This window comes from Arthrobacter sp. NPDC058097 (assembly GCF_042884885.1).
Lineage (GTDB): Bacteria > Actinomycetota > Actinomycetes > Actinomycetales > Micrococcaceae > Arthrobacter.
Genome location: NZ_JBHVSZ010000006.1, coordinates 287195 through 313287, shown reverse-complemented (window position 1 = coordinate 313287; position 26093 = coordinate 287195). Strand labels below are relative to the sequence as shown.

The 26093-nt window shown below is 67.1% G+C and carries 23 protein-coding genes; 17 read left to right on the top strand and 6 right to left on the bottom strand.

Features of this window, described 5'->3' with window-relative positions:
* The 9 genes from ACFVTE_RS12975 (at position 1) to ACFVTE_RS12935 (ending at position 9869) form a co-directional block, all read left to right on the top strand.
* A complete protein-coding gene (locus ACFVTE_RS12975; protein WP_387100989.1) occupies positions 1-813 on the top strand; it encodes a TlyA family RNA methyltransferase in 813 nt (270 codons plus the stop codon).
* Between the two features lie 13 nt (positions 814-826).
* Entirely contained in the window at positions 827-1852 is a 1026-nt protein-coding gene (locus tag ACFVTE_RS12970) for an NAD kinase (protein ID WP_387100946.1), read from the top strand.
* A 3-nt stretch (positions 1853-1855) separates the two neighbouring features.
* Positions 1856-3595, top strand: a complete 1740-nt coding sequence (recN, locus tag ACFVTE_RS12965; RefSeq protein WP_387100944.1) for a DNA repair protein RecN — start codon at positions 1856-1858, stop codon at positions 3593-3595.
* Between the two features lie 138 nt (positions 3596-3733).
* Positions 3734-5491: a CTP synthase gene (locus tag ACFVTE_RS12960; RefSeq protein WP_387100942.1), complete on the top strand. Its 1758-nt coding sequence runs from the start codon at positions 3734-3736 to the stop codon at positions 5489-5491.
* 47 nt (positions 5492-5538) lie between these two features.
* Positions 5539-6201, top strand: a complete 663-nt coding sequence (locus ACFVTE_RS12955; protein ID WP_387100940.1) for an NUDIX domain-containing protein — start codon at positions 5539-5541, stop codon at positions 6199-6201.
* Positions 6201-7229 carry a site-specific tyrosine recombinase XerD gene (gene xerD / locus ACFVTE_RS12950; RefSeq protein ID WP_387100938.1) on the top strand — a complete coding sequence of 343 codons (1029 nt, stop codon included), beginning with the start codon at positions 6201-6203 and terminating at the stop codon, positions 7227-7229. Before ACFVTE_RS12955 ends, xerD begins: the two co-directional genes overlap by 1 nt.
* Before the next feature lie 54 nt (positions 7230-7283).
* Positions 7284-7775, top strand: a complete 492-nt coding sequence (locus ACFVTE_RS12945; protein ID WP_387100936.1) for an 8-oxo-dGTP diphosphatase — start codon at positions 7284-7286, stop codon at positions 7773-7775.
* Between the two features lie 74 nt (positions 7776-7849).
* Positions 7850-8359 carry an RNA polymerase sigma factor gene (locus tag ACFVTE_RS12940; protein ID WP_387100934.1) on the top strand — a complete coding sequence of 170 codons (510 nt, stop codon included), beginning with the start codon at positions 7850-7852 and terminating at the stop codon, positions 8357-8359.
* A 1-nt stretch (position 8360) separates the two neighbouring features.
* A complete protein-coding gene (locus tag ACFVTE_RS12935) occupies positions 8361-9869 on the top strand; it encodes a hypothetical protein (RefSeq protein ID WP_387100932.1) in 1509 nt (502 codons plus the stop codon).
* Positions 9870-9958: 89 nt separating this feature from the next.
* Here the strand turns inward: ACFVTE_RS12935 and ACFVTE_RS12930 are convergent, their stop codons facing one another.
* The 4 genes from ACFVTE_RS12930 to ACFVTE_RS12915 all read right to left on the bottom strand — a co-directional run bounded on the left by ACFVTE_RS12930 (position 9959) and on the right by ACFVTE_RS12915 (position 14245).
* The gene (locus ACFVTE_RS12930) at positions 9959-11098 is read right to left on the bottom strand and encodes a bifunctional 2-methylcitrate synthase/citrate synthase (RefSeq protein WP_387100930.1); all 1140 of its coding nucleotides are present in this window, start codon (positions 11096-11098) and stop codon (positions 9959-9961) included.
* Between the two features lie 71 nt (positions 11099-11169).
* Complete coding sequence (gene prpB, locus ACFVTE_RS12925) at positions 11170-12075, bottom strand: methylisocitrate lyase (protein WP_387100929.1); 906 nt, start codon at positions 12073-12075, stop codon at positions 11170-11172.
* The gene (locus tag ACFVTE_RS12920; RefSeq protein WP_387100927.1) at positions 12076-13596 is read right to left on the bottom strand and encodes an MmgE/PrpD family protein; all 1521 of its coding nucleotides are present in this window, start codon (positions 13594-13596) and stop codon (positions 12076-12078) included. It lies immediately after the preceding gene.
* Positions 13589-14245: a GntR family transcriptional regulator gene (locus tag ACFVTE_RS12915; protein ID WP_387100987.1), complete on the bottom strand. Its 657-nt coding sequence runs from the start codon at positions 14243-14245 to the stop codon at positions 13589-13591. The genes ACFVTE_RS12920 and ACFVTE_RS12915 overlap by 8 nt, the downstream gene beginning before the upstream one ends.
* 188 nt (positions 14246-14433) lie before the next feature.
* Here ACFVTE_RS12915 and ACFVTE_RS12910 point away from each other — a divergent pair, with 188 nt between their 5' ends.
* Positions 14434-16332: an AMP-binding protein gene (locus tag ACFVTE_RS12910; RefSeq protein ID WP_387100985.1), complete on the top strand. Its 1899-nt coding sequence runs from the start codon at positions 14434-14436 to the stop codon at positions 16330-16332.
* Positions 16333-16347: 15 nt separating this feature from the next.
* Here the strand turns inward: ACFVTE_RS12910 and ACFVTE_RS12905 are convergent, their stop codons facing one another.
* Both ACFVTE_RS12905 and ACFVTE_RS12900 read right to left on the bottom strand, forming a co-directional pair.
* Positions 16348-17067, bottom strand: a complete 720-nt coding sequence (locus ACFVTE_RS12905) for a response regulator (RefSeq protein WP_387100926.1) — start codon at positions 17065-17067, stop codon at positions 16348-16350.
* Positions 17064-18800, bottom strand: a complete 1737-nt coding sequence (locus ACFVTE_RS12900; RefSeq protein ID WP_387100925.1) for an ATP-binding protein — start codon at positions 18798-18800, stop codon at positions 17064-17066. The genes ACFVTE_RS12905 and ACFVTE_RS12900 overlap by 4 nt, the downstream gene beginning before the upstream one ends.
* A 140-nt stretch (positions 18801-18940) precedes the next feature.
* On the opposite strand from ACFVTE_RS12900, the gene ACFVTE_RS12895 reads away from it, so the two are divergent.
* From ACFVTE_RS12895 to cmk, 7 genes are all read left to right on the top strand, one after another.
* Positions 18941-20281: a cation:dicarboxylate symporter family transporter gene (locus ACFVTE_RS12895; RefSeq protein ID WP_387100923.1), complete on the top strand. Its 1341-nt coding sequence runs from the start codon at positions 18941-18943 to the stop codon at positions 20279-20281.
* A 244-nt stretch (positions 20282-20525) separates the two neighbouring features.
* Positions 20526-21425: a ParA family protein gene (locus ACFVTE_RS12890; protein ID WP_387100921.1), complete on the top strand. Its 900-nt coding sequence runs from the start codon at positions 20526-20528 to the stop codon at positions 21423-21425.
* 5 nt (positions 21426-21430) lie between these two features.
* Complete coding sequence (locus tag ACFVTE_RS12885) at positions 21431-22270, top strand: segregation and condensation protein A (RefSeq protein WP_387100919.1); 840 nt, start codon at positions 21431-21433, stop codon at positions 22268-22270.
* Positions 22267-22896: an SMC-Scp complex subunit ScpB gene (locus tag ACFVTE_RS12880; protein WP_387100917.1), complete on the top strand. Its 630-nt coding sequence runs from the start codon at positions 22267-22269 to the stop codon at positions 22894-22896. Before ACFVTE_RS12885 ends, ACFVTE_RS12880 begins: the two co-directional genes overlap by 4 nt.
* A 106-nt stretch (positions 22897-23002) precedes the next feature.
* The gene (locus tag ACFVTE_RS12875; RefSeq protein WP_387100915.1) at positions 23003-24241 is read left to right on the top strand and encodes a pseudouridine synthase; all 1239 of its coding nucleotides are present in this window, start codon (positions 23003-23005) and stop codon (positions 24239-24241) included.
* A gap of 4 nt (positions 24242-24245) precedes the next feature.
* Positions 24246-25355, top strand: a complete 1110-nt coding sequence (locus tag ACFVTE_RS12870) for a prephenate dehydrogenase (RefSeq protein WP_387100913.1) — start codon at positions 24246-24248, stop codon at positions 25353-25355.
* The gene (gene cmk / locus ACFVTE_RS12865; protein WP_387100911.1) at positions 25355-26068 is read left to right on the top strand and encodes a (d)CMP kinase; all 714 of its coding nucleotides are present in this window, start codon (positions 25355-25357) and stop codon (positions 26066-26068) included. Before ACFVTE_RS12870 ends, cmk begins: the two co-directional genes overlap by 1 nt.
* Positions 26069-26093 lie beyond the last annotated feature (25 nt).

Below are 26093 nucleotides of genomic sequence, written 5' to 3'. Positions count from 1 at the left end.
ATGCCCAGACTCGACCAACTGCTCGTCAGCAGGGGACTGGCGCGGTCCCGCACGCATGCAGCCCGTCTTATCGCCGAGGGCAAAGTGTCCTCCGCCGGTGATGTCCTCGCCAAAGCGTCGCTGCAGGTGGGCGACGACCGTGAATTGAGCGTCGCGGAAGATGCGACGGATGCATACGCCAGCCGCGCAGGCCACAAACTGGCCGGCGCGCTGGACGCCTTCCCCGAGGTCGCCGTCGGCGGCAAACGGTGCCTGGACGCCGGAGCCTCCACGGGCGGCTTTACCGACGTCCTGCTGCGGCGGGGCGCCGCGCACGTGGTGGCGGTCGACGTCGGGCACGGCCAGCTGGTGCCGCAGCTCCGCAGTGATCCGCGCGTCAGCGTGCACGAGGGGCTGAACGTCCGCTACATGGAGCCCGGCCAGATCGGCGGCCCGGCACAGGTCACGGTTGCCGACCTGTCCTTCATTTCACTGACGCTGGTGCTCGCCCCGCTGGCAGCCTGCACCGCCCCGGGCGGTGACCTGGTGCTCATGGTCAAGCCGCAGTTCGAGATCGGCAAGGAACGGCTCGCCCGCACCGGAGTGGTCACGTCGGAGCGCGAACGGCGCCTGGCTGTCGGTAAAGTGGCGGGGGCGGCGCTCGACGCCGGCCTGGAACTGCGGGGGCTGGCCACCAGCCCGTTGCCGGGCCAGGACGGAAATGTCGAGTACTTCCTGTGGATAACGCAAAGAATGTCCGAAGACTTGCCTAAGATCGAAGAGCGGGACGCAGCCGTGGCTGCGTTGCTGGGAAAGATCTGGCCGAACCACTAGAGAGCGGAACGCGATGAGCAGGCGTGTACTGGTACTTGCCCACACCGGCCGCGAGGAATCCCTAAAGGCGGCCTGGGAAGCGTGCGCCCAGCTCCACGCCTCCGGCATCATCCCCGTCATGCAGAAGTCCGAACTGGCCGACATGGAGGGCTTCTTCGGCGCCATGGACCAGCCGGTTGAAATCCTGCACGACCACATCCAGCTTCCGGACGTCGAACTGGTCATGGTGCTGGGCGGGGACGGGACCATCCTGCGCGCGGCCGAGCTGGTCCGCGAAGAGGACGTGCCGCTGCTGGGCGTGAACCTGGGCCACGTCGGCTTCCTCGCCGAGAGCGAACGTGCGGACCTCGCCCAGACAGTCGAATGGATCGCCAGCCGTGAATACACGGTGGAGGAACGCATGACCATCGACGTCCAGGTCTGGGTGCGCGGCCAAAAGATCTGGCACACCTGGGCCCTGAACGAGGCCGCCATCGAAAAAGGCGACCGGGAGCGCATGCTCGAACTGGTCACCGAAGTGGACGAGCGCCCGCTGACCTCCTTCGGCTGCGACGGCGTGGTACTCGCGACCCCCACCGGATCCACGGCCTACGCGTTCTCCGCCGGCGGCCCGGTGGTGTGGCCGGAGGTCGAAGCCCTTCTCATCGTGCCCATCAGCGCGCACGCCCTCTTCGCCAAGCCGCTGGTGGTCTCGCCCCGGTCCCGGCTGGCCGTGGAAGTCCTCAACCGCACGGACGCCCTGGGCGTGCTGTGGTGCGACGGTAGACGCTCCGTGGACCTGCCGCCCGGCGCCCGTGTTGAGGTCACCCGGTCCGCCACCCCGGTCCGGCTGGCCCGTACGCACCAGACCCCGTTCTCGGCCCGGCTGGTCCGCAAGTTTGAGCTTCCCATCCACGGCTGGCGTGGCCCGGTGCCGCAGTCCGAACAGATCCACACCGGTCCCGTGCCGATCGTCCGCACGCCCCGGACCATGACGCCGCCCTCGGGCGTTCGTCCCTACGAACCCGGTTCAGAATCCGATCCTCCGACTGAAAAGTGAACCATGCTTGAAGAACTGAGAATCCGCGATCTCGGCGTCATCACCGACGCCACGCTGCCGCTGGGACCCGGTCTCAGCGTCGTTACCGGTGAGACCGGTGCGGGCAAGACCATGGTGGTCACCGCCGTCGGGCTGCTGCTGGGGGCCCGGTCGGACGCCGGCGCCGTGCGCAGCGGCGCCAAGAGCGCCTCCGCGGAAGCGGTGGTACAGCTGCAGTCCGGGCACCTGGCGCTGGAACGCGCCAGGGACGCCGGCGCTGAGGTTGAAGAGTACGACGGCGGCGCGGAACTGCTGCTGTCACGGCGCCTGGGCGCGGACGGACGCAGCCGGGCCTTCCTCGGTGGCCGGGCCGCGCCGGTGGGCGTGCTGGCAGAAATCGGCGAGTCGCTCGTGGTGGTGCACGGGCAGACCGACCAGATCCGGCTCAAGGGTGCCGCGGCACAGCGCGAGGCTCTCGACAAGTTCGCCGGGGAGGGGCTGGCGTCGATGCTCGGCGGATTCCAGGACCTCTACAGCTCCTGGAAATCCAGCCAGGCCGAGCTGGACTCACTGCGCAGCGCGGAACGCGAGCGGCTCCGCGAAGCCGAGTCGCTGGAGGCCGCGCTGGCGGAGATCGACGCCGTGGACCCGCAGGCGGGGGAGGACGAGGCCCTGAAGGCCGAGTCGGTGAAGCTGGCCAACGTCGAGGAACTCCGGATCGCCGCCACCACCGCCCATCAGGCCCTCATCGCCGAGGACTTCGGCGAGGCCGGCGACGCGACGTCGCTCGTCGATGCGGCCAAGCGGACCCTGGAACACGTGGCCGAGCACGACGAGGAACTCGGATCGGCGGCCACCCGGCTCGCCGAGGTGGGGTTCCTGCTCAACGACATCGCCACCGAACTGGCCAGCTACCAGGCCGGGCTGGACTCGGAGGGGCCGGAGCGCCTGGCCGAAATCGAGGAACGCCGGGCCTCCCTGGCCAAGCTGGTCCGGAAATACGCGCCGAGCATCGACGAGGTCCTCGAATGGGCGGAGAACGCCCGCGCGCGCTTTGACGAGCTGCAGGGCGACTCCACCCGGATCGAGAACCTGGAAGCAGAGGTGGCCCGGGCCTCGGCCGAGCTGAAGAAGCAGGCCGCGGCCATCAGCAAGGTCCGCGCCAAGGCCGCCAAGGACCTCTCCGCCCGGGTCAGCGCCGAACTGAAGGCCCTCGCCATGGCAGACGCCACCCTGGTGATCACCATCGAAGCCGCAGCCCAGCTGGGACCCCACGGCGCGGACGAGATCTCCTTCCTGCTGCAGCCGCACTCCGGCGCGCCGGCCCGGCCGCTCGGCAAGGGCGCATCCGGCGGTGAGCTCTCCAGGGTCATGCTCGCCATCGAGGTGGTGCTGGCGGCCGTGGACCCCGTGCCCACGTTCGTCTTCGACGAGGTGGACGCCGGAGTAGGCGGCCGAGCCGCCGTCGAGATCGGCCGGCGGCTGGCAATGCTGGCCCGCCACGTCCAGGTTCTGGTAGTGACGCACCTCCCGCAGGTCGCGGCGTTCGCCGACCAGCACATCCGTGTGACCAAAACCTCGGTGCGCGGCTCGGACGGCTCCACCGCCAAGGGCTTCACCTCCAGCGACGTCCAGCTCCTGGACGAGGCCGAACGCGTGCGGGAACTGGCCCGGATGCTGGCAGGCCAGGAGGACTCCGAAACCGCCCAGGCGCACGCCCAGGAGCTTCTGGACGACGCCAAGCTCCTGCCGCAGCGGGCCTGAGCCGCTGGCCCCGGGCAGTGACCTGAACCGGCCCGGGCCGCGGCAGGCCGTGCGGGCTCTGCTATTGCCTGCGGGACGTGGACAGGGGAAACTGAGGCCTTTGGGGACCGCATACCCGATCCGTGGAAGGCTCAATTGATGATAGGCTCGAATTCCGTGGTGCAGCGATCAAATTCCCGTGTAAATTCCCGGTTCCCGGGCTCCTCCAAGACGACCAAGCACATCTTCGTCACCGGCGGTGTGGCGTCCTCACTCGGCAAGGGACTGACGGCTTCCAGCCTCGGCCACCTGCTGCGGGCACGCGGCCTGTCAGTAACTATGCAGAAGCTCGATCCCTATCTGAATGTGGATCCGGGCACGATGAACCCCTTCCAGCACGGCGAGGTTTTCGTCACAGACGACGGTGCTGAAACCGACCTCGACATCGGACACTACGAGCGCTTCCTCGACGAAAACCTCGAGGGTTCGGCCAACGTGACCACCGGCCAGGTGTACTCCACGGTCATCGCCAAGGAACGCCGCGGCGAGTACCTCGGTGACACCGTCCAGGTCATCCCGCACATCACCGATGAGATCAAGCGCCGGATGCGGCTGCCCTCCGAGGGCAAGAACGCGCCGGACGTCATCATCACGGAGATCGGCGGCACGGTGGGCGACATCGAGTCGCAGCCCTTCCTCGAGTCCGCCCGCCAGGTCCGCCAGGACATCGGCCGGACCAACGTCTTCTTCCTTCACGTTTCGCTGGTCCCGTACATCGGCCCGTCGCAGGAACTGAAGACCAAGCCCACGCAGCACTCCGTGGCCGCCCTTCGCTCCATCGGCATCCAGCCGGAAGCCATCGTGATCCGTTCGGACCGCGAAGTCCCCGACGCCATGCGCGAGAAGATCGGCCGCATGTGCGACGTCGACATCGACGCCGTGGTCAACGCCGCAGACGCCCCCAGCATCTACGACATCCCCAAGACCCTGCACACCCAGGGCCTGGATTCGTACATTGTCCGGGCGCTGGACCTGCCGTTCAAGGACGTCGACTGGACCAGCTGGGACAAGCTCCTCGAAGCCGTCCACAACCCCAAGCACGAGGTTGAGGTTGCCCTGGTGGGCAAGTACATCGACCTTCCGGACGCCTACCTCTCCGTCACGGAGGCCCTGCGCGCCGGCGGATTCGCCAACAACGCCAAGGTCAAGATCCGCTGGGTCCCGTCCGACGAATGCGAAACCCACGAAGGCGCGGTGCGTTCCCTCGAGGGCGTCGACGCCATCTGCGTTCCGGGCGGCTTCGGCATCCGCGGCCTGGAAGGCAAGCTGGGCGCACTGAAGTTTGCACGCGAATCCCGGCTGCCTGTACTCGGGCTCTGCCTCGGCCTGCAGTGCATGGTCATCGAGTACGCCCGCAACGTCGTCGGCCTGGAGGGTGCCTCCTCCAGCGAGTTCGAGCCGGACTCCAAGTACCCGGTCATCGCCACGATGGAAGAGCAGCTGGAATTCGTTGAGGGCCGCGGCGACCTCGGCGGCACCATGCGCCTGGGCCTGTACGAGGCCAAGCTGGACGAGGGCTCTGTCATCGCCGAGACCTACGGGAAAACCACCGTCAGCGAACGCCACCGCCACCGGTACGAGGTGAACAACAAGTACCGCGAGCAGATTGCCGCCGAGGGCCTGGTGTTCTCCGGCACGTCGCCGGACGGCAAGCTGGTGGAATACGTGGAGCTGCCCCGCGAGGTGCACCCCTACTACGTGGCCACCCAGGCGCACCCGGAACTGAGCTCACGGCCCACCCGCCCGCACCCGCTCTTTGCCGGCCTGGTGAAGGCCGCCCTGGACCACCAGAGCGGAAGCGACGTCACCGGTTTCGAACCCGCCGCGGCCGCCTCCGGCGAAGCCGCCGCAGAGTAGAACCCGGCAGAGTAACTCCACAGCACCCATAGAGTAAGGACGGCGCGATGCCCGGTAAATCTGGAAACACCCCTGCTGACCGGCAGGTTTCGGATGCGCCGAGCCCGCGCCGTCTGCTCTCCCGGGAAAGGGTCTACAACGGCCGGATCTGGGACGTTGTCAGCGACAGCTTCAAGCTGACCGCCGACGGCGAGCCCCTCGTCCGGGACTACATCGAGCACCCCGGAGCCGTCGCCGTGCTCCCCATGAACGACGACGGCGAGGTGCTGCTGATCAAGCAGTACCGCCACCCGGTGGGCATGGACCTGTGGGAGATTCCCGCAGGCCTGCTCGACGTCGAGGGGGAGGACTTCGTGGTGGGCGCCGGGCGGGAGCTCGCAGAGGAAGCAGACCTGATCGCCAGCGAATGGAACGTCCTGGTGGACTTCTTCAATTCGCCGGGCTCGTCCAGCGAGGCGATCCGCATCTACCTCGCCCGCGGCCTCACCGAGGTCCCGCATCACGAACTCCACGTCCGCACGGACGAAGAAGCCGAAATCGAGCTGCACTGGATCCCGCTGGAGGATGCCGTTGCCGCAGTGCTGGAAGGACGCCTGCACAACCCGTCCGCCGTCGTCGGGATCCTTGCTGCGGCCGCTGCGAAAGCTGACGGCTTCAGCGGACTGCGGCCGGGCGACGCCCCCTGGCCGGCGCACCCCAGCCAGCGCTGATGTCCGCGGACACGGCGGCACCGGAGGAATCTCCGGCCCCCTCGGCACCCCAGCCGCCAGATGGCGCGAAAACGGCGCCGCCGGAACGCCCCCGCACCGCGATTGACCGCGGCGTGACCGACTATCTCCAGCACATGGGCGTCGAACGGGGCCTGGCAGCGAACACACTGTCCGCATACCGCCGCGACCTCGCGCGCTATTCGGCCTACCTCGCCGTGCAGGGCCTCAGCAGCCCGGCGGACATCACCCGCCACCACGTGACGGGCTTTGCCCAGGCACTGTCCGACGGCGCCGACGGCGGCACTCCGCTGGGGGTGCGCTCCGCGGCCCGGACCGTGGTGGCCGTCCGCGGACTGCACCGCTTTTGGGCGCTGGAAGGAACGACGACGGCGGACCCCGCCAGCGATGTCCACCCACCAATGCCCGGCAAACGGCTCCCCAAGGCCATCACCGTGGATGAAGTCTCCAGGATCCTGGAAGCCGCCGGGACTGACACCGCAACGGGCCTCCGGGACCGGGCGTTGCTCGAATTCCTGTACTCCACCGGAGCCCGGATCAGTGAAGCCGTGGGCCTGGACGTCGACGACCTCTCGGTGCAGGCGGCCGAAGCCGGTCCGGCCATCGTGCGGCTGTTCGGCAAGGGCTCCAAGGAACGCCTCGTGCCGCTCGGCTCATTCGCCGCCCGCGCCCTCGATGCCTATCTTGTCCGGGGCCGGCCCCTGCTCGCAGGGAAAGGCAAGGGCACCCCGGCGCTGTTCCTCAACGCCAGGGGCGGGCGCATCAGCCGACAGAGCGCCTGGACCATCCTGAAGGCCGCGGCGGACAAGGCCAACATCACCAAGGACGTCTCCCCGCACACGCTCCGGCACTCCTTCGCCACCCACCTGCTCGAAGGCGGCGCGGATGTCCGGGTGGTCCAGGAACTGCTGGGGCATGCCTCCGTGACCACCACGCAGGTGTACACGCTTGTCACCGCCGACACGCTGCGGGAAGTCTACGCCGCGGCGCATCCCCGGGCGCTGGGGTAATCCCCGCCCGCGTACAGGCATCCGGACAGTGCCGGCACCGCTAGGCTGGTCTGCATGACTTCCGCGCCCGTCACCCTCTGCTTCCTGTTACGGGAACGCCCGGAGGTGAGGCCTGAGGTGTTGCTGGGCCTCAAGCGGACCGGCTTCGGAACCGGCAAGATTGTCGGTCTGGGCGGGCACGTGGAGGCCGGCGAAACCGATGCCCAGGCGGCCTGCCGGGAGGTGCTGGAGGAGGCGGGGGTCGTGGTCCGTGAGGAGGACCTGTTCGACGCCGGAAAGGTGGAGTTCGTCTTCCCCGCCCGGCCGGACTGGAACATGTCCACCCGGCTCTTCACCACCCGCCGGTGGGCCGGCGAGCCGGCGGAGAGCGCCGAGATCATTCCGGAGTGGTTCCCGGTTTCCGCCCTTCCCCTTGAGCGCATGTGGCAGGATGCGGAGCACTGGCTGCCGCTGGCGCTGGCCGGGAACGTGGTCGACGCCGTCATCACCCTGAACGAAGACAACGAGACAGTGGCGTCCGCCGAATATTCTTTCAGGGCCGTGTAACCGCCCGTTCCCTGCCGGAAACTATACGGTTAGCCTGCCTGGTCAGGACACAACTTCTTACGTTTGGGGGATACGTGGATTCGGAACGCGAACTGGCGTTCGTCGCCGTTCACAGGGACAGCTATCCGCGGGTTTACAGATATGTGCGGCGGCGGGTGGAATCACCCGAGCTCGCTGAAGAGCTCGCAGCCGATGTGTTCCGCGTTGTCTGGCAAAAATGGCACGACCAGCCGCATCCGGATATCGCCTGGCTGCTGACGGTGGCGCGGAACCTGATCGGCAACGCGTACCGGAGCCGCGACCGGGTCGTGGCACTGCAGGCAAAACTCCGGGCGTCCGCCGAGCTCCGCTCCGGGGCGGACTCCGAGGACCTGCTGGTCCACGACGCGATGGCCGCGCTGCGCGACAGTGAGCGCGACATCCTGCAACTGGCCTACTGGGACGAGCTGAGCATGGCCGAGATCGCCGGCGTTCTGCAGTGCAGCGAAGCCGCAGCCAAGGTCCGCCTGCACCGTGCCCGGGCCGCCTTCCGCAAACAAATGCCGGTGACCGCGCGGGCGGTCACACAGAAGATGGGTGCATGAGATGGATCCGATCAAAAACCTGATTTCCCGGTCAGACCCGCTCCACAACGATCCAGCCGCGGTGCCCGACGCTGAAGCGGCCCTGCGGCGGGTGACCACCGAAGCCCCGATGTTCACGGACAGCCTGCCGGCAAATGTACTGCGGTTCGAGGACCGGAAGCGGCGTCGGGCGCGAGTCGCCGGTGTACTGACCCTGGCGGCAGCGGCTGTGACCGCCGGCGTGCTCGTGGCGACCAACCTCGGAGCGCTGGTATCGGCTCCTGAACCCGCGGGCACCGTAGTGCCGCCGCCGTCGGAATCCACCATGCCGACCCCGACCCCGACGCCGACGCCGTCCGCCACGCGGACGGCGACAGCAACGCCGCCGACGACCCCTGTTGCCGCCCCCGCCACGTGGACCACCTTCACGGACGCCACCGGCCAGGCCACCTTCGAACACCCGCTGGGGTGGAAGGTGTCCCAGGAGCCGCAGACAATCGACGGCGGTTCCTACAACATCGTGGAAATGAAGAACGCCGCCGGCAAGACCATGGCCACCCTGCGGTTGGTCTACGACGTCGCGGGTGGCCCGGTGTGCCCGGACCCGAAGCCGTACCAGACCCTCGACTCCGTGGACGTGGACATTCCGCAGAAGGCGGCCAAACTCAGGGAACACCCGCAGGGTCCGTCCGCGTTTGTCTTCCGGGTGATCCAGGGGGACAGGGTGTACGGGTCGCTCGCCCTGGCCGACGGAGATCTGGCTCCGCAGACCACGACCTGTGGCCTGTACAACGGCATCCTCGGCCCGGACAACGTTCCCATCGCACAATTTGGCGATACCGTGTGGCTCACCGCGGACGGAAAGGACGCTCCGCTCACGTTTGGTTCTGTTGCCGAGGCCAAGGCCTACATGGGGACGCAGGAGTACCGGGACGTCAAGCGCATGCTGATCTCCCTGGCGCTGCATCCAGCCAAAACAACCGGTTCGAGCCTGCGCTTCGTCAGCCAGGACGGGAAAGCCAGCTTCGTGCTCCCCAAGGGATGGACCGCCAAGGACGTCCCGGTCGGGACGCCGGACTACCCGGGCTCGGGGATCACGGTATCCGACGAAGCAGGTAAGACGGTGGCGAGTTTCCAGCAGACCGCTGCGGGCGGCCTGGGCGGCGCCTGCACGCAAGGAACCTACAAGATCACCGAACTCGATAGCGGTGCTTCATCCCTCGGCAACCCTTGGGCTGTGCAGCGCGGAGTGCGGTTCTCCTATCGGGTGATGGACAAGAGCTCACTCGGCCAGGGGTTCAGCTACCAACTGGGGCTGGTGGACAAGGACAGCGGCTCTGTCAGCGACAGCTGCCTCATGTACACAGTGGTCACCGGTACCCCCGTGGGTACCCTGTCGTTCGCGGACCGGGCTGTGCAGGACCCCGCCGAGCCGACATTCACCAGCATGTCCGAGGCCAGGGCCTACGTGGAGGCGCCGGCGTATAAGAAGCTGAAGGCCATGATCCAGAGCCTGGAGATCACCTCCTGACGTGCCCTAAACGGAGCCTGTACAAAACAACGCCGGGCCGGCCACCGAAAGGTGGCTGGCCCGGCGTCGTTCGCGTTACAGGTGACCGGCTACGGCACGTGCCGTTCGTCCGGACCGTTGTAAGCGCTCAGCGGGCGGATTAGCGAGTTCGCGTTCAGCTGCTCCATGAAGTGGGCTGTCCAGCCAGTGATCCGGCTGGCGACGAAGAGCGGCGTGAACATGTTCGTGTCGAAGCCCATGAGGTGGTACGTGGGCCCGGCCGGGTAGTCGAGGTTCGGCTTGATGCCCTTGGCTTCGTCCATGGCAGATTCGAGCCCGTTGTACAGGCCCAGAAGTTCGGGGCGGCCGAAGTGGGCGATCATCTTGTCGAGGGCGGCCTTCATGGTTGGCACGCGGGAGTCGCCGTGCTTGTAGACCCGGTGGCCGAAGCCCATGACCTTTTTCTTCTGGGCCAAGGCGTTTTCCATCCAGGTCTTGGCGCGGTCGGCAGCCTCCTCCAGTGACTCCTCGGGCCGGATGCCGATCTCGTCGAAGGTGTGCATGACGGCCTCGTTGGCGCCGCCGTGCAGCGGTCCCTTGAGCGCACCGATCGCGCCGGTCACCGCCGAATGGAGGTCGGACAGCGTGGACATGATGACGCGCCCGGCGAATGTGGAGGCGTTGAAGGAGTGCTCCGCGTAAAGAATCATGGAGACGTTGAAGGCCTCCACCACCTCCGCAACGGCCTCCTCGCCGAAGGTCATCCACAGGAAGTTGGCCGAGTAGCCGAGGTCGTCCCTCGGCGCCACAGGCTCCTGCCCGCGCCGGCGACGCTGGTCGTAAGCCACCACGGCCGGCATCGCAGCAAACAGGTCCGTCGCCTTGGCCATATTGGCCTCCCGGGAGGAATCCTCCGCGAGCTCGTGGCGGGCGCCCATCACCGATGCGGCGGTGCGGCAGACATCCATGGGGTGTGCCGTCGTCGGCAGGGCATCCATTACCTGCTTGACCACAGGATCCAGAGCCCTTCCGGCGCGCTCGCGGGCCGTAAACTCAGCCAGCTCCTCCTGCGTAGGCAGCTCGCCATTCCACAGCAGGTAGGCGACCTCTTCGAAGCTGCATCGGGCGGCTAGCTCCTGGACAGGGTAGCCGCGGTACAGCAGTGAGTTCGTGTCGGGATTGACCTTCGAGACTGCGGTGTAGTCCACCACAACGCCCGCGAGGCCCTTCTTGATCTCTTCTTCAGCCATGCTGAACTCCTTCGTTCCTTGCGTCCGGTTACCAGCCGGAAGGGCCGGTGGTCCTGCGGGAAATTTGGGCGTCAGTCTGTTCCGGGGATCCGGAAGTTGAAGACGCCGGTGTCAAAGCGGTTGTAGGCCTCATAATCCACCAGGTCGTACAAGCGTGCGCGCGTCAGCATGCTTCCTACCTGTGCCTCCTGCGTTCCGTCGGCCTTAATTGAGTCCAGCGTACGCTCCGCCGCCCCCATGGCACTACGGAGCAGGGTCACCGGATATATCACCATGTTCACGCCCACATTTTGCAGCTGGTCCACAGTGAAGAGGTCGCTTTTGCCGAACTCGGTCATGTTGGCCAGGATCGGCACGTCGACGGCGTCCCGGATGGCCTGGAATTCCTCGAGGGTGGCCATGGCTTCCGGGAAGATCGCGTCCGCGCCGGCCTCGACGAGGGCCTTTGCCCGGTCTTTCGCCGCGTCCAGTCCTTCCACCGCGCGGATGTCGGTGCGGGCCATGATCAGGAAGTTGGGGTCCCGCCTCGCATCCGCCGCGGCCCGGATCCGCTTGGTGGCGGTGTCCAGGTCCACGACGTTCTTGCCGTCCAGATGGCCGCAGCGCTTGGGGTTGAACTGGTCCTCGATGTGGCAGCCGGCGAGGCCGGCGTTCTCGAGTTCCTGGACGCTGCGGGCCACGTTCATGGGTTCGCCGAAGCCGGTGTCGGCGTCCACGATGGCCGGCAGGTCGGTCATCCGGGCGATCTGCCCGGCCCGGGTGGCGACTTCGGTGAGGGTGGTGAGGCCGATGTCCGGCAGGCCAAGGTCGTTGGCGAGGACGGCGCCGGAGATGTAGACCCCGGCGAAGCCCTTTTCCTCGATCAGCCGGGCGGAGAGCGGGTTGAACGCGCCGGGGAACTGCTGGATGCTTCCGGATGCCAGCAGTTCCCGGAATTTGAGGCGTTTCTGCTCGGGGGTGGTTTTTGAGTACAGCATTTAGAACAGCCCCTTGGGTGCGGCGCCGAGGTCGATGACGCCGGGCGCGGCGGTGATGTTGAGCTGGTCGAGTTCGCCGGCGGCCAGTTCGGGGAGGCGTTCGACGGCGGCGAGGAACCTTTCGATTTCCGCGTCTTCCACGAGGCCCGTGGCGAGGGTGCGGAACTTGTTGACGTACTGCTCGCGGGTGAACGGCCGGGCACCGAGCGGGTGGGCGTCGGCGACGGCGATTTCGTCCCGGATGACGGTGCCGTCGGTGAGGGTGATTTCCACGGAACCGCCGAAGGCCTTCTCGGAGATGTCCAGGGAGTGGTAGCGGCGGGTCCACTCGGGGTCCTCCACGGTGGAGACCTTCTGCCACAGGTCCACGGTGTCGGGGCGGGCGGCGCGTTCGGGGGAGTAGGAGTCCACGTGGTGCCAGGCCCCGTCCTGCAGGGCAACGGTGAAGATGTACGGGATGGAGTGGTCCAGGGTTTCCCGCGAGGCGGTGGGGCTGTACTTCTGCGGGTCGTTGGCGCCGGAGCCGATCACGTAGTGCGTGTGGTGGCTTGTCTTGATCAGGACGGACTTCACGTTCGCCGGATCGGTGGCTTCGGGGTGCTCCCGGTTCAGTTTTCGGGCGAGGTCTATCCAGGCCTGGGCCTGGTACTCGGCCGAGTGTTCCTTGGTGTAGGTGTCCAGGATGGCGCGCTTGGCCTCCCCTGGTGTGGGCAGCGGAACCATGTAGGAGGCGTCCGGGCCGTCCAGCATCCAGGCGATGACGCCGTCCTCGCCCTCATAGATCGGCACCGGGGAGGTCTGTCCGCGCATAGCCCGGTCAGCGGCTTCGACCGCCATCTTCCCGGCGAAGGCCGGGGCGTGGGCCTTCCAGGTGGAGATCTCGCCCTTGCGTGACTGCCGGGTGGCGGTGGTGGTGTGCAGGGCCTGGCCGACCGACTGGAAGATGGTTTCGACGTCGAGGCCCAGGAGGGTGCCGATGCCGGCGGCGGCCGAGGGGCCGAGGTGGGCGACGTGGTCGATCTTGTGCTTGTGCAGGCAGATCGCCTTCACCAGGTTCACCTGGATCTCGTAACCGGTGGTGATGCCGCGGATCAGGTCCGCACCGCTGGAGCCCACGTGCTGGGCGACGGCAAGGATCGGCGGAATGTTGTCTCCGGGGTGTGAGTAATCCGCGGCGAGGAACGTGTCGTGGTAATCCAGTTCCCGGACCGCCACACCATTGGCCCACGCCGCCCACTCCGGGGAGACACGCTCACCGATGCCGAAGACCTTGGCTCCCTTGCCGCCGCTGGACGGTGCGTGCGTGAGGGCCTGTGCCCGTGCCGCGACGATGGGGGCACGGTTCAGCGAGGCAACGGCCACCGAGGCGTTGTCGATGATCCGGTTGATGACCATGTCGGTGACGTCGGGCGTTACTTCCACCGGGTCTGCGGCGACCGTGGCGATCTTGTGGGCGAGCTGCTGTTCGCGCGGGAGGTTTTCCTCGCTCTTGTAGACGCGGACGTGGTGTTCCTTAACCATGGGACTCCTTCAGGGCGGATGTGTGGACGGCTTTGACGTGGGAAAGGCTGCGGTGCAGGTGGACGGTGGTGGCCGCTTCGGCAAGCCGGGGGTTCCCGGCAGCGATCGCTTCGGCGATGGCAGCATGTTCTGCTGCGGCGGCCGTGAGCCGCGCCTGGTCGTCGGCGGCCAGCCTGCGCACCCGGACCAGGTGGACGCGCAGGCTTCGCATTGCCTGCGCCAGGTAGGAGTTGGAGATGGCAGAGTCGATGGCGGCATCCAGGCGGCCGACGAGCTCGTAATAGTCGTGCCGGGCGGGGTCGGGGGAGTTGAGCAGGGCGGGTGCGTCGAGCAGATCTTCCTGCAGTCTCCGGAAGACGCTGGCATCTCCGCGCTGGGCTGCCAGTGCGGCAGCTTTACCCTCAAGGGTTTCGCGGAGCTCGAACAGCTCGTCGATGTCGTCCAGGGAGATGTCGGTGACGACGACGCCCCGGCCGCCCGCCGCCGTCAGCCCTTCCGCCGTCAGGCGGCCCAGCGCTTCCCGGAGGGGTGTTCTTGAGACACCGAGCCGGGCGGACTGCTCCACTTCGGCGAGTACCGTGCCGGGGAGAAGGCGCCACTCGATGATGTCGTCGCGCAGTGCCGCATAGGCCTTGTCGCTGGCGCGCATCCTGCCTCCTTCGGAGTTGACCCTGATAGGGGTGATCAGCATCAGTGTATACAGACATATATGCTGTGCCTAGTATCCGGCGGAAGGAGAAGGCAAAGTAGCCTCTTGTGTATACAAACTCCTTGCGTCGCCAGATTGTGCCGGTCTACCATGGTCTGCATCACAACGTCGTGGACAGGATTGATGCCATGGTCACCAAGAGCTACCCCGACACATACCGTCGGAGCCTGGAGCAGCCCGCTGAGTTCTGGCTGGAGGCCGCGCAGGGGGTGTCCTGGTCCGCCTCGCCGCGGCTGGCCCTCGACTCCAGCCGGGCGCCGCTCTTTGACTGGTTTCCGGACGGGGTTCTGAACACGTCCTACAACGCACTGGACCGGCACGTGGCGGCGGGCAGAGGTGCACAGGACGCGTTGATATACGACTCAGCCATGCTCGGCGAGCAGAAGACATACAGCTATGCCGAACTTACGGAGCTCGTCGCCCGGTTTGCCGGGGTCCTGCGCCGCAGCGGCGTCCGCCAAGGGGACCGCGTGGTGATCTACATGCCGATGATCCCCGAGGCCGCGATCGCAATGCTGGCCACCGCCCGGCTGGGCGCCGTGCACTCCGTTGTCTTTGGTGGCTTTGCCCCCAAGGAATTAGCTGCCCGTATCCTGGACGCGGCACCCGCCGCGGTGGTGACGGCCTCGGGCGGCATCGAGCCAGCGCGCCGGATTGAATACTTGCCCGCCGTTGCCGAGGCCCTCGGCATCGCCGATGCTGCGGGCATTCCGGTGTTGGTCAAGGCCAGGGAAGGCTTCGCCGGGTCTGTGGCCCAACACGCGGGGTGGCTGGACTGGGATACGGAAATGGCCTCCGCCGAGCCCGCCGCGCCGGTCGATGTCAAGGCTTCGGATCCGCTCTACATCCTTTACACCTCGGGAACCACCGGCACGCCCAAGGGCGTGGTTCGGGACAACGGCGGCCATGCCGTGGCATTGACCTGGTCCATGGCGAACATTTACGACGTCGGTCCGGGGGACGTCATGTGGACGGCATCGGACGTTGGGTGGGTGGTGGGCCACTCCTATATCGTCTATGGGCCGTTGTTGGCCGGCGCCACCACGGTGCTGTACGAGGGAAAGCCGGTGGGGACCCCCGATGCCGGCGCGTTTTGGCGGGTGGTCCAGGATCACAAAGTCAACGTGCTGTTCACAGCGCCGACCGCGCTGCGTGCCATCCGGAAGGCCGACCCCGAGGCGCAGTTGCTTTCCGGGTACGAGACGAGCAGCCTGCGCACGCTGTTCGCCGCCGGCGAACGGCTGGACACGGACACGTTTCATTGGGCAGCCCGGATCCTCGGCGTTCCGGTGGTCGACCACTGGTGGCAAACCGAGACAGGCTGGGCCATCTGTGCCAACCCTCGAGGCTTTGACGGACTGCCGATCAAAGCCGGCTCGCCCAGCGTCCCGATGCCCGGCTTCCGGCTTAGCGTCGTCGACGGCTCGGGCGCGGACGTCGAGGCCGACACGGAAGGCAACATCGTCCTGGGGCTGCCGCTGCCGCCGGGCACCCTGGCCACGCTGTGGCGCAACGACGAACGGTATGTTTCCTCCTACCTGCAGGCGTTCGAGGGCTACTACGCCACGGGCGACTCGGGCTACCGGGACAAGGACGGCTACCTCTTCGTGATGGGCCGCACCGACGACATCATCAACGTCGCCGGGCACAGGCTCTCGACCGGCGCCATGGAACAGGTGCTCAGCCAGCACCCCGCCGTCGCCGAATGCGCAGTGATTGGCCTCGCCGACCCGCTCAAGGGCCAGCGTCCCAGCGGTTATGTTGTCCTAAAATCCGGGGTGGAAGTACCCGAGGAAGTTCTGGTCACCGAACTCGTTGCCTTGGTCCGGCGGAACATCGGAGCGGTGGCGGATTTCAAGCACGTCACCGTGGTGAAGGCCCTACCCAAGACGCGTTCCGGGAAGATCCTGCGCAAGACCATGCGGCAGATCGCGGACGGTGATGACTTCGTGGTGCCATCCACGATCGAAGACGCCGGCGTGATTGATTGCCTGCTGGCGGCGCTGCGCCCCGCCGTTTCGGAGTAGCAATTGAGGCGCGGCTTACGACGGCGGCCGGTTCCAGCGGTATTCGTTCTCGGGGCGGCCCGGCGCGCCGTACCGTGCCGTGCGGGAGACCGTTCCGGCGTCGGCCAGATACTCAAGGTAGCGGCGGGCGGTTACCCTCGACATGCCGAGGGCAGTCATGACTTCGGTGGCCGAGACGGCACCGGGCTGTTCCTTGATAAAGTCGCGGACGGCGTCGAGCGTTGAGGGGGCCAGCCCCTTCGGCAGCGGAAGCTCCGACGGCGCCCGCAGGCTCGCGAACGCCTGGTCCACGTCGCTCTGCGACGCCGCTGCCTTGGCGGAGCCCGTCTCCGGCCCCGCAAGCTGCTCGCGGAACTGCCGGTAGCTGTCCAGCTTGTCCGCGAACGTCGCGTAGGTGAACGGCTTGATGAGGTACTGCACGACGCCGATGGAGACGGCACTGCGGACAATCGCCAGTTCCCGGACGGCTGTGATTGCGATGATGTCCGCGAAGTGCCCGGCGGAGCGCATCCGGCGGGCGATGTCGAGGCCGTGCAGGTCCGGCAGGTTCATGTCCAAGAGAACCAGCTCCACCGGGCTGCCGGCGGCGGAGAACTCGGTGAGCATCCGGAGCGCGGACTGGCCGTCCGGAGCTGTTCCCGCCAGCGTGAAGCCGTCCACCCTGCCCACGTAGGCGGCGTGTGCCGCAGCTGCAACGGGCTCGTCCTCGACGACGAGGACTCGGATGTCTGTCACGCGTGCTCCTCCGGGAGACTCGATGGGGCCGTGTCCGGCGGGAATGTGCCGGACGGCGATGTATTGGACGGCAGTGGGCTTTGCGGAAAGGTGTCTGCGGGCGATGAGTTGGAAGCGATGCCGGGCGGGAGTGCTATGTGGAAGCGCGCCCCGCCGGTGCTGGAGTTGCTGATGGTCATGGTACCGGCCAGGCGCTGGACGGCCTGTTTCACCAGGGCAAGGCCAAGTCCCCGCCCGAAGGGCCCGGCCGCCTTGGTACTGAAACCGTAGCGGAACACGTTGTCCACGGCTGACGGGTCGATGCCCTTGCCCGAGTCCTGCACTGTGATGTCCAGGCCGCCGCGCGCTGTATCCACCAGCAGCTCCACCCGCTTGGGTGGGGGTGCATCGGCGGCGGCGTCGATGGCATTGTCCAGCAGATTGCCGAGCACCGTGACGAGGTCCTGGACGGCCAGCTCTCCGCCGAGGGCCGGCCCCGACGCCGAGACCACCAGCTCCACGCCGCGCTCGTGGGCCTCCGCCGCCTTGCCCATGACGAGGGCGCTCAGCACCGGTTCCTGGACCGAACCGATCACGTCGTCCGTCAGCTGCTGGCTCAGCTCCAGGTCCTTCGTGGCGAAGTCCAGGGCCTCATCAGTCCGGCCCAGCTCCATCAGGGACACGATTGTGTGCAGCCGGTTGGCATGTTCGTGGGTCTGCGCACGGAGTGCATCGGAAAGGGTCCGCATGCTCTCCAGTTCTGTGCCCAGGGATTCGATCTCCGTACGGTCGCGGATGGTGGCAACGGTGCCGAACAACGGTCCGCGGGGCCGTTCGGTGGAAGAGCCCGGCCCTACCGCAGGGCGCTGGTTGACCACCAGTACGCCGTCACGGGTGAGGTGGATTTCGTCGTGGGCCGTGCGCCCCGATTCAAAAAGCTCCTTCAGGCTGGGCGCCAAAGGCAGGTCGGCGAGCAGCGGCGTGGCGGCATGGTCGTCCTCCGCTTCCCGCGGTTCCAGGCCCAGCAGCTCCGCCGCCTGGTCGTTGTAGATGACCACCCTTCCGGCAGGGTCAATGAGGACAACCCCTTCCCGAACCGAGTGGAGCACCGACTCGTAGTAGGCGAAGAGCTGGGCCAGCTGCTCTGGACCCCACCCCCTGGTCACCCGCCGCAGGTAGCGGCCAAGAAACCATGACGCGAGCGACCCGCCCGCCAGCAGGGAGCCGGAGACTGCCAGCAGCGCCGGCAGCCTCCCGGACACGGCCACGTCCACGGTATTGACCGTCACGCCGGCCGCCACCAGCGCGCGCACCCCACCGCGGGCGTCCTTCACCGGGGCAATCGTCCGCACCGACGGTCCCAGCGTTCCGGCGGTGATCTCGGTAAACACGTGGCCGCGAAGTGCCTCATCGATCGAACCGATGTAGGGGCGGCCCAGTTCCTGGTCCAGCGGGTGGGTCCACCGCGTCCGGTCCGGCGCCATGATGGTGATGAAATCAGCGTCGGCGTCGGCCATAACCTGCAGCGCGTAGGGCTGCAGCTGCGCCGACGGGTTCCTGGTGCCGGCGGCCTGCAGAACCAGCGGGTTATCGGCGATGGAGGTCGCCAGGGCACCCATCCGGCGGCCGGCCTCCTCGTAGGCATGGTCCCGGGCGTCCACGAAGACGGCCGTCCCGACGATGGCCGTGAGGGCCAGCATGAACAGCAGGTTCGCTACGAACAGCCGCCTCGCGATGCTCCAGCGGTGGATCATCAACACCTCCCATGACCAATATGAACGCAACGGTGAGCCAAGTCACTCCGTGGCCAATGATGGAAATCACAACGGACCGACGCGCGGAGCCCAGAGATTGTGCCGAAGCGTCTTCCAGATTATCCATAAGGAGAGACAAGATGGCTTCTCAACGAGGAGAGTCGGCAGTGCCGGCTAAAGCCGAGCGTAAGGGACTCGACAAGTCCCATTACCTGTACATCGCGGTCATCGCCGCAGTCATTCTCGGCGCCCTGGTGGGACTGCTGTTCCCCGAGGTCGGAAAATCCCTCAAGCCCCTCGGTGACGGCTTCATCAAGCTGATCAAGATGATGATCGCCCCGGTGATTTTCTGCACCATCGTGCTGGGCATTGGCTCCATCGCCAAGGCGGCCACCGTAGGCAAGGTCGGCGGGCTGGCACTGGGGTACTTCGTCGTAATGTCCACGTTCGCCCTGGCGATCGGCCTCGTCGTCGGCAACATCATCCACCCTGGCGAAGGCCTGCAGCTCGCGCCGTACGACCCCAACAAGAAGGCAGCCACGGACAGCACCGTTGACTTCCTGCTCGGCATCATTCCCGGGGACATTCCGGTGCTTCCCACCCTGCTCGCCGCCATCCTCGTCGGCTTCGCGCTGCAGAAGATGGGCCCGCAGGGCGCGCCGATCCTGAAGGCGATCGGCTACGGCCAGGCACTGGTCTTCCGCATCCTGATCATGATCATGTGGCTTGCCCCGCTGGGTGCCTTCGGTGCCATCGCCGCAGTGGTTGGCGCCACCGGCTTCCAGGCCATCGTCAGCATGTTCACCCTGATGATCGCGTTCTACATCACTTGCGCGCTGTTCATCGTCGTCATTCTCGGCGGCCTGCTGCAGGTCGTCACCGGCGTGAACATCTTCAAGCTGATGAGGTACCTGGCCCGCGAATACCTGCTGATCTTCTCGACGTCGTCCTCGGAAGCTGCCCTTCCCCGCCTCATCGCCAAGATGGAGCACCTGGGCGTCTCCAAGCCGGTTGTCGGCGTGACGGTCCCCACCGGCTATTCCTTCAACCTGGACGGCACGGCCATCTACCTGACCATGGCGTCGCTCTTCGTGGCCAACGCCATGGGCACTCCGCTGGACCTCGGCGCGCAGATCTCCCTGCTGGTCTTCATGATCATCGCCTCCAAGGGCGCGGCAGGCGTCACCGGCGCCGGCCTGGCGACGCTCGCTGCCGGCCTGCAGGCCCACAGGCCCGAACTCCTGGGCGGCGTCGGCATGATCGTCGGCATCGACCGCTTCATGTCCGAGGCCCGCGCGCTGACCAACTTCACCGGCAACGCCGTTGCCACCCTCCTTATCGGCACCTGGGTCAAGGAGGTCGACGGCGAACAGGTCAACCGGGTGCTGTCCGGCGAGGAACCGTTCGACGAGAGCACCATGGTGGCCCACCACCGCGGCCTGGGCGATACCGCCAAGCCCGCCGTTCCGGCCACGGCTTAAGGACTAAGCACCCGGCGCCATGCAACTGCAGCGAAACCGCCCGCACAGGCACAGCCTGTGCGGGCGGTTTTCTTGATGCCTGACACCAACCTTCGACCTCAGGTACAAGGTCAAGGCTCAAACGCCATCAAAAGTCAAGGTCCAAGGAATGCCGTGTCGGGCGCTGTAACCTTGGGGTGGAAGAAGCAGGGGCGCTGGAAGACAGCGGCAGAAAATCACCGTCATCGAAAGTGTGGATTGATACGTGAGCAGCGAACAGGGTTCAGCAACTCTGGAAGGCACGGAACTCGACCTGGAAGACGCCGTCATGGGTCCCACAGGCCGCCCCCACCGCGATTTTCCGGAGCCCGCGCCGCTGTCCTCCCATGGACCGGCCCGCGTCATAGCCATGGTTAACCAGAAGGGCGGGGTGGGCAAGACCACCTCCACCATTAACCTTGCCGCAGCACTGGCGGAATACGGCCGCCGCGTGCTCTTGGTGGACTTCGATCCGCAGGGCGCACTGTCCGCCGGTCTCGGCGTCAACCCCCACGAACTCGATCTGACCGTCTACAACGTCCTGATGGACCGCAAGGTCGACATCCGCGAAGCCATCCACCAGACCGGTGTGGAGAACGTGGACCTGCTGCCCGCCAACATCGACCTGTCCGCGGCGGAAGTCCAGCTGGTCAACGAGGTGGCCCGCGAGCAGGTCCTCGACCGTGCGCTGAAGAAGGTCGAGGACGAGTACGACATCGTGCTCATCGACTGCCAGCCTTCCCTCGGCCTGCTCACCGTCAACGCCCTGACCGCGGCCCACGGTGTCATCATCCCGCTGATCTGCGAATTCTTCGCCCTGCGCGCGGTGGCCCTGCTGGTGGAAACCATCGACAAGGTCCAGGACCGCCTCAACCCGCGCCTGCAGGTGGACGGCGTGCTGGCCACGATGTACGACGCCCGCACGCTGCACAGCCGCGAGGTCATCAGCCGCCTCGTGGAAGCCTTCGGGGACAAGGTCTTCGAAACCGTCATCAAGCGCTCCATCAAGTTCGCCGACGCCACCGTGGCCGCCGAGCCCATCACCAGCTACGCCGGAAACCACGTGGGTGCCGACGCCTACCGCCGCCTGGCCAAGGAACTCATTTCGCGCGGCGGCGCGCCCTAGCCCGGATGACCGCAGAGCCGGCAACGCCCCCCGCCGAGGCCAGGCGGTCCGGCTTCGAAGTACGCCTGGCCAACTTCAGCGGCCCCTTCGACCTCCTGCTGGGGCTGATCACCAAACACCAGCTGGACATCACCGAGGTGGCGCTTGCCACGGTCACCGACGAATTCATCCGCTACATCAGGAACCTCCAGGAGCTGGGGGAGGAGTGGGCCCTTGACGAGGCCAGTGAGTTCCTCGTCATCGCGGCCACGCTGCTGGACCTGAAGGCAGCGCGCCTGCTGCCCGCAGGCGAGGTGGAGGACGACGACGACATCGCCCTCCTCGAGGCACGTGACCTGCTCTTTGCCCGGCTGCTGCAGTACAAGGCCTTCAAGCAGGTCGCCGCGCTGATGGACGCCACACTGGAACTGGAAGCCCGGCGCTATCCGCGGCAGGTCGCCCTCGAGGAACACTTCGCCGCCATGCTGCCGGAACTGGTCTGGAAGCACAGTCCCGCACAGTTCGCTGCGCTGGCCGAGGCCGCGCTCAAGCCCAAGGACCCCGCACCGACGGAGGTGGGTGTGGCCCACCTGCACGGGAGCGCGGTGAGCGTCCGCGAGCAGGCCGAGCTGATTGGTCTGAGGCTGCAGGACGGCAGGCCTCTGACCTTCCGTGCCCTGGTAGCCGACGCCGAATCCACACTTGTTGTGGTGGCGCGCTTCCTGGCACTGCTGGAGCTGTTCAGGGACCAGGTGGTGGCCTTCGACCAGCTGGCGCCGCTGGGAGACCTGACCGTGCGCTGGACCGCGGCCGGTACCGGCTGGACTGCGGAGCACCTGAGTGAGGAATACGAGGAGCAGCAATGACGGATCCAATTGAGGGCCGGGAGCGCGCCGCACTCGAGGCGGTGCTGATGGTGCTGGACGAGCCCGCCTCGGCCACCGACCTCGCCGCCGGACTCAACCTGACGGTGGCCGCCGTCGAGGCGCTGCTGCTGGACCTGCAGCGCGACTATGACGGCTATACTGTTAAAGCCCCGGATATGGAAACTGGCAGTAATGGACCTAAGCCTGATGCCGCCTCCAGCCCCCGGGGTTTTGAATTGCGGAATGTCGCCGGCGGCTGGCGCATCTACTCGCGGGCTGAATTCGCCGACGTCGTCGGCGGTTTCGTCCTGGAGGGGCAGACAGCCAGGCTGACCCAGGCGGCGCTTGAGACACTCGCCGTCATCGCGTACCGGCAGCCGGTATCCCGGGCAAGGGTGTCTGCAATTCGTGGAGTCAATGTTGACTCTGTTGTGCGGACGCTGACCCAGCGAGGACTGATCGAGGACGCCGGAACGGATCCGGAGTCGGGCGCTGTCCTGTACCGCACGACGTCGTATTTCCTGGAACGCATGGGAATCGGCTCGGTGGCTGAGCTGCCTCAGCTTTCACCGCACCTTCCGGGGCTTGAAGGAATTGAAGAGTTCTACGACGCCGGAAGAATGTAGGCGGCACGCCTGCGACGCAGTTTTTACCAGGGCAGATTTAATCTGCACGGCTGGCTAGTGTTGTCTTTGGACAACCTTTGCCGGTCAAAATCACAGAGGACGGGTCATGACACAGGCGGGACGCCAGGGTTCACCACGTAACAGCTCCGGACGCAAGGGTCCGGACCGCAACGCCGCGCGCGGCGCGGCACAAGGCCGCGGGGCAGTACAGGGCCGCGGCGCGGGCGCCGGGAAGCGCGACTTCCCCAAGGGCGGCGACCGCCCCTTCGGCGACCGTACCTACAAGGCCAAGCCCCGCGAGGAGCGCTTCGTCGATCCCGACGAGGCACCTGCCGGCCGCCGGCCCGCAGGCGACTGGAAGCCGGGCGCCAAGGCTCCCGCACCCAGGACCGGTGCACCCAAGGCTGGCGCACGCAACGCGGCGGCTGCCCGGAAGCCGGGTGCCAACAGGGCTCCCGGCACCCCGGGCGCCCTGAAGCCCAAGTCGGGCGCCCCCAAGACCGCGGGTTCGCGCGCCTTCGGCAGCGAACGCTTCGGCCAGAACCTGGGGCCGGTCCGCCGGCCCTCCCGCACGCGCGGTCCCCGCGCCGAGGTGCCGCAGTCGGAAGTCCACGACGCCGACGGCGTCCGCCTGCAGAAGGTCATGGCCTCCGCCGGCGTCGCCTCGCGCCGCGTCTGCGAGGAGATGATCGCCGAGGGACGCGTGGAGGTCGACGGCAAGGTCGTCACCGAGCTCGGCGTCCGAGTCGACCCCAAGACCGCCGTCATCCACGTGGACGGCCTGCGCATCCAGCTCGACGACACGCTGGTCTACATGGTGTTCAACAAGCCCAAGGGCGTCGTTTCCACCATGGAGGACCCCGAAGGCCGGCCGTGCATCAGCGACTACATCCGCAACAACCAGGGTGAACGGCTCTTCCACGTCGGCCGCCTTGACGTCGCCACCGAAGGCCTGCTGCTGCTGACCAACGACGGCGAGCTGGCCAACCGGCTGACCCACCCGTCCTACGAGGTCCCCAAGACCTACCTGGTCCAGGTCCGCGGGCCGTTCCCGCAGGGCATCGGCACGCAGCTCAAGGATGGCATCGAACTTGAGGACGGCTTCGCGTCCGTCGACTCCTTCCGCCTGGTCGACTCAACCCCGGGCCACGTCCTGATCGAGGTCGTGCTGCACTCGGGCAAGAACCGCATTGTCCGGCGACTGTTCGACGCCGTCGGCTTCCCCGTGCTGCGCCTGGTGCGCGTCAAGGTCGGCCCCATCGGCCTGGGCGACCAGCGCCAGGGAAGCATCCGCAACCTCGGCAAGCAGGAAGTCGGCCACCTGCTGGCATCCGTGGGGCTGTAAGGGGATGTCGGCTTTCCGTACGCACGGCCGCGGACACCTGAACGGGCCGGTCGTCGTCATTGGCACCGGCCTGCTCGGAACCAGCATCGGACTTGGCCTGCGCGGCCGCGGCGTCGCCGTCTACCTGTCGGATCCCTCGCCCACCAACCAGGCAGTCGCCGTCGACATCGGCGCCGGCCTGCCGCTGGCGGCCATGGCGGACGAAAGTCCTGAACTGGTTGTGGTCGCGTCGCCGCCGGACGTGACGGCGGATGTTGTGGAACGGGCGCTGGCAGACTACCCGGACGCCACCGTCGTCGACATCGCCAGCGTCAAGGCCGCGATCCTGCATGACCTGCGCAGCCGCGGTGCGGACCTCAGCCGCTACGTCGGCACCCACCCCATGGCCGGTCGCGAGAAGTCCGGCCCGGTCGCGGCCCGCGGCGAGCTCTTCACCTCCATGCCCTGGGTCGTGTGCCCCACCGAGGAATCCACGCCCGGAGCCGTCCAGGCCGCGCGGGCGCTGGCCACCGACCTTGGTGCCCTCGTTTCGCAGTTCACGGCCGAGGAACATGACGGGGCCGTGGCGCTGGTTTCCCACCTGCCGCAGGTGATGTCCTCGCTGCTGGCGACGCGGCTGCAGGACACCCCGATGCACGCCCTCTCCCTCGCGGGAAACGGGCTGCGGGACACCACCCGCATCGCAGCCAGCGACCCCACCTTGTGGGTCCAGATCCTGGGCGCGAATGCCGGCAAGGTGGTGGAGATCCTCTACGGTGTGCGTGATGACCTCAACCGGCTGATCGGAACCCTGGAAGACCCCGCCGCCGCCGGCGCCCGCCTCGACCTGGCGCAGCTGATGAGCGAAGGCAACGCCGGGCAGGCCCGGATTCCGGGCAAGCACGGCGGACCGCCGCAGGCTTACTCCTGGCTCACGGTGCTTGTGGACGACCGGCCCGGCCAGATCGCCAGGCTGCTGACCGAGATCGGCGAGATTGGCGTCAACCTCGAGGACCTCCGCCTGGACCACTCCTCAGGGCAGAATGTGGGCATGGTGGAGATCTCCGTGCTGCCGAGCGCGCATGACCTCCTTGTAGAAGCACTAAGCGACCGTGGATGGCGGGTACTGCAGTAATGACACAGGAACTGACCGAAACTTTGCCTGCCCTCCGGCTGGGCCGCCCGCTTGTGGTGGCCATCGACGGGCCGTCCGGCTCCGGAAAGTCCAGCGTCAGCAAGGAAGTGGCCCGCCGCCTCAGCCTTGCCTACCTGGATACCGGCGCCATGTACCGGGCCCTCACCTGGTACTGCCTCGATCGCGGCACGGACCTCGCTGACGCCTCCGCCGTCGAGCTGGCTGCCGAAGAACTGCCGCTGGACATCAGCACCAGCCCGCTCACCGAGTATGTGCGGGTCGATGGCGCAGACGTTACCGACGCCATTCGGGAACCGGCCATCTCCTCGGCCGTCAGCGCCGTCGCCACCACGCTCGGTGCCCGGACGGAACTCATCCGCCGGCAGCGCGCGCTGATCGAAAAGCACAACCGCCGCATGGTGGTGGAGGGCCGGGACATCACCACGGTCGTCGCCCCGGCTGCGCAGGTGCGCATGCTCCTGACCGCCAGCGAGGAGGCGCGGCTCCGCCGCCGCGGCATCCAGCTTGGCGGAACGCAAAGCGCCGAACAGCTGGCTGCCCAGGTGACCCAGCGGGACGCGAAGGATTCCACCGTGGTGAACTTCACCCAGGCGGCCGACGGCGTGGTGACGCTGGATTCGTCGGAGCTGGATTTCGAAGAAACGGTGGCCGCCGCGCTGCGCATCGTCACCAAGGTCATCAACCATGAGTGATTCCGCCCGGTCAGGCACGCGGGTT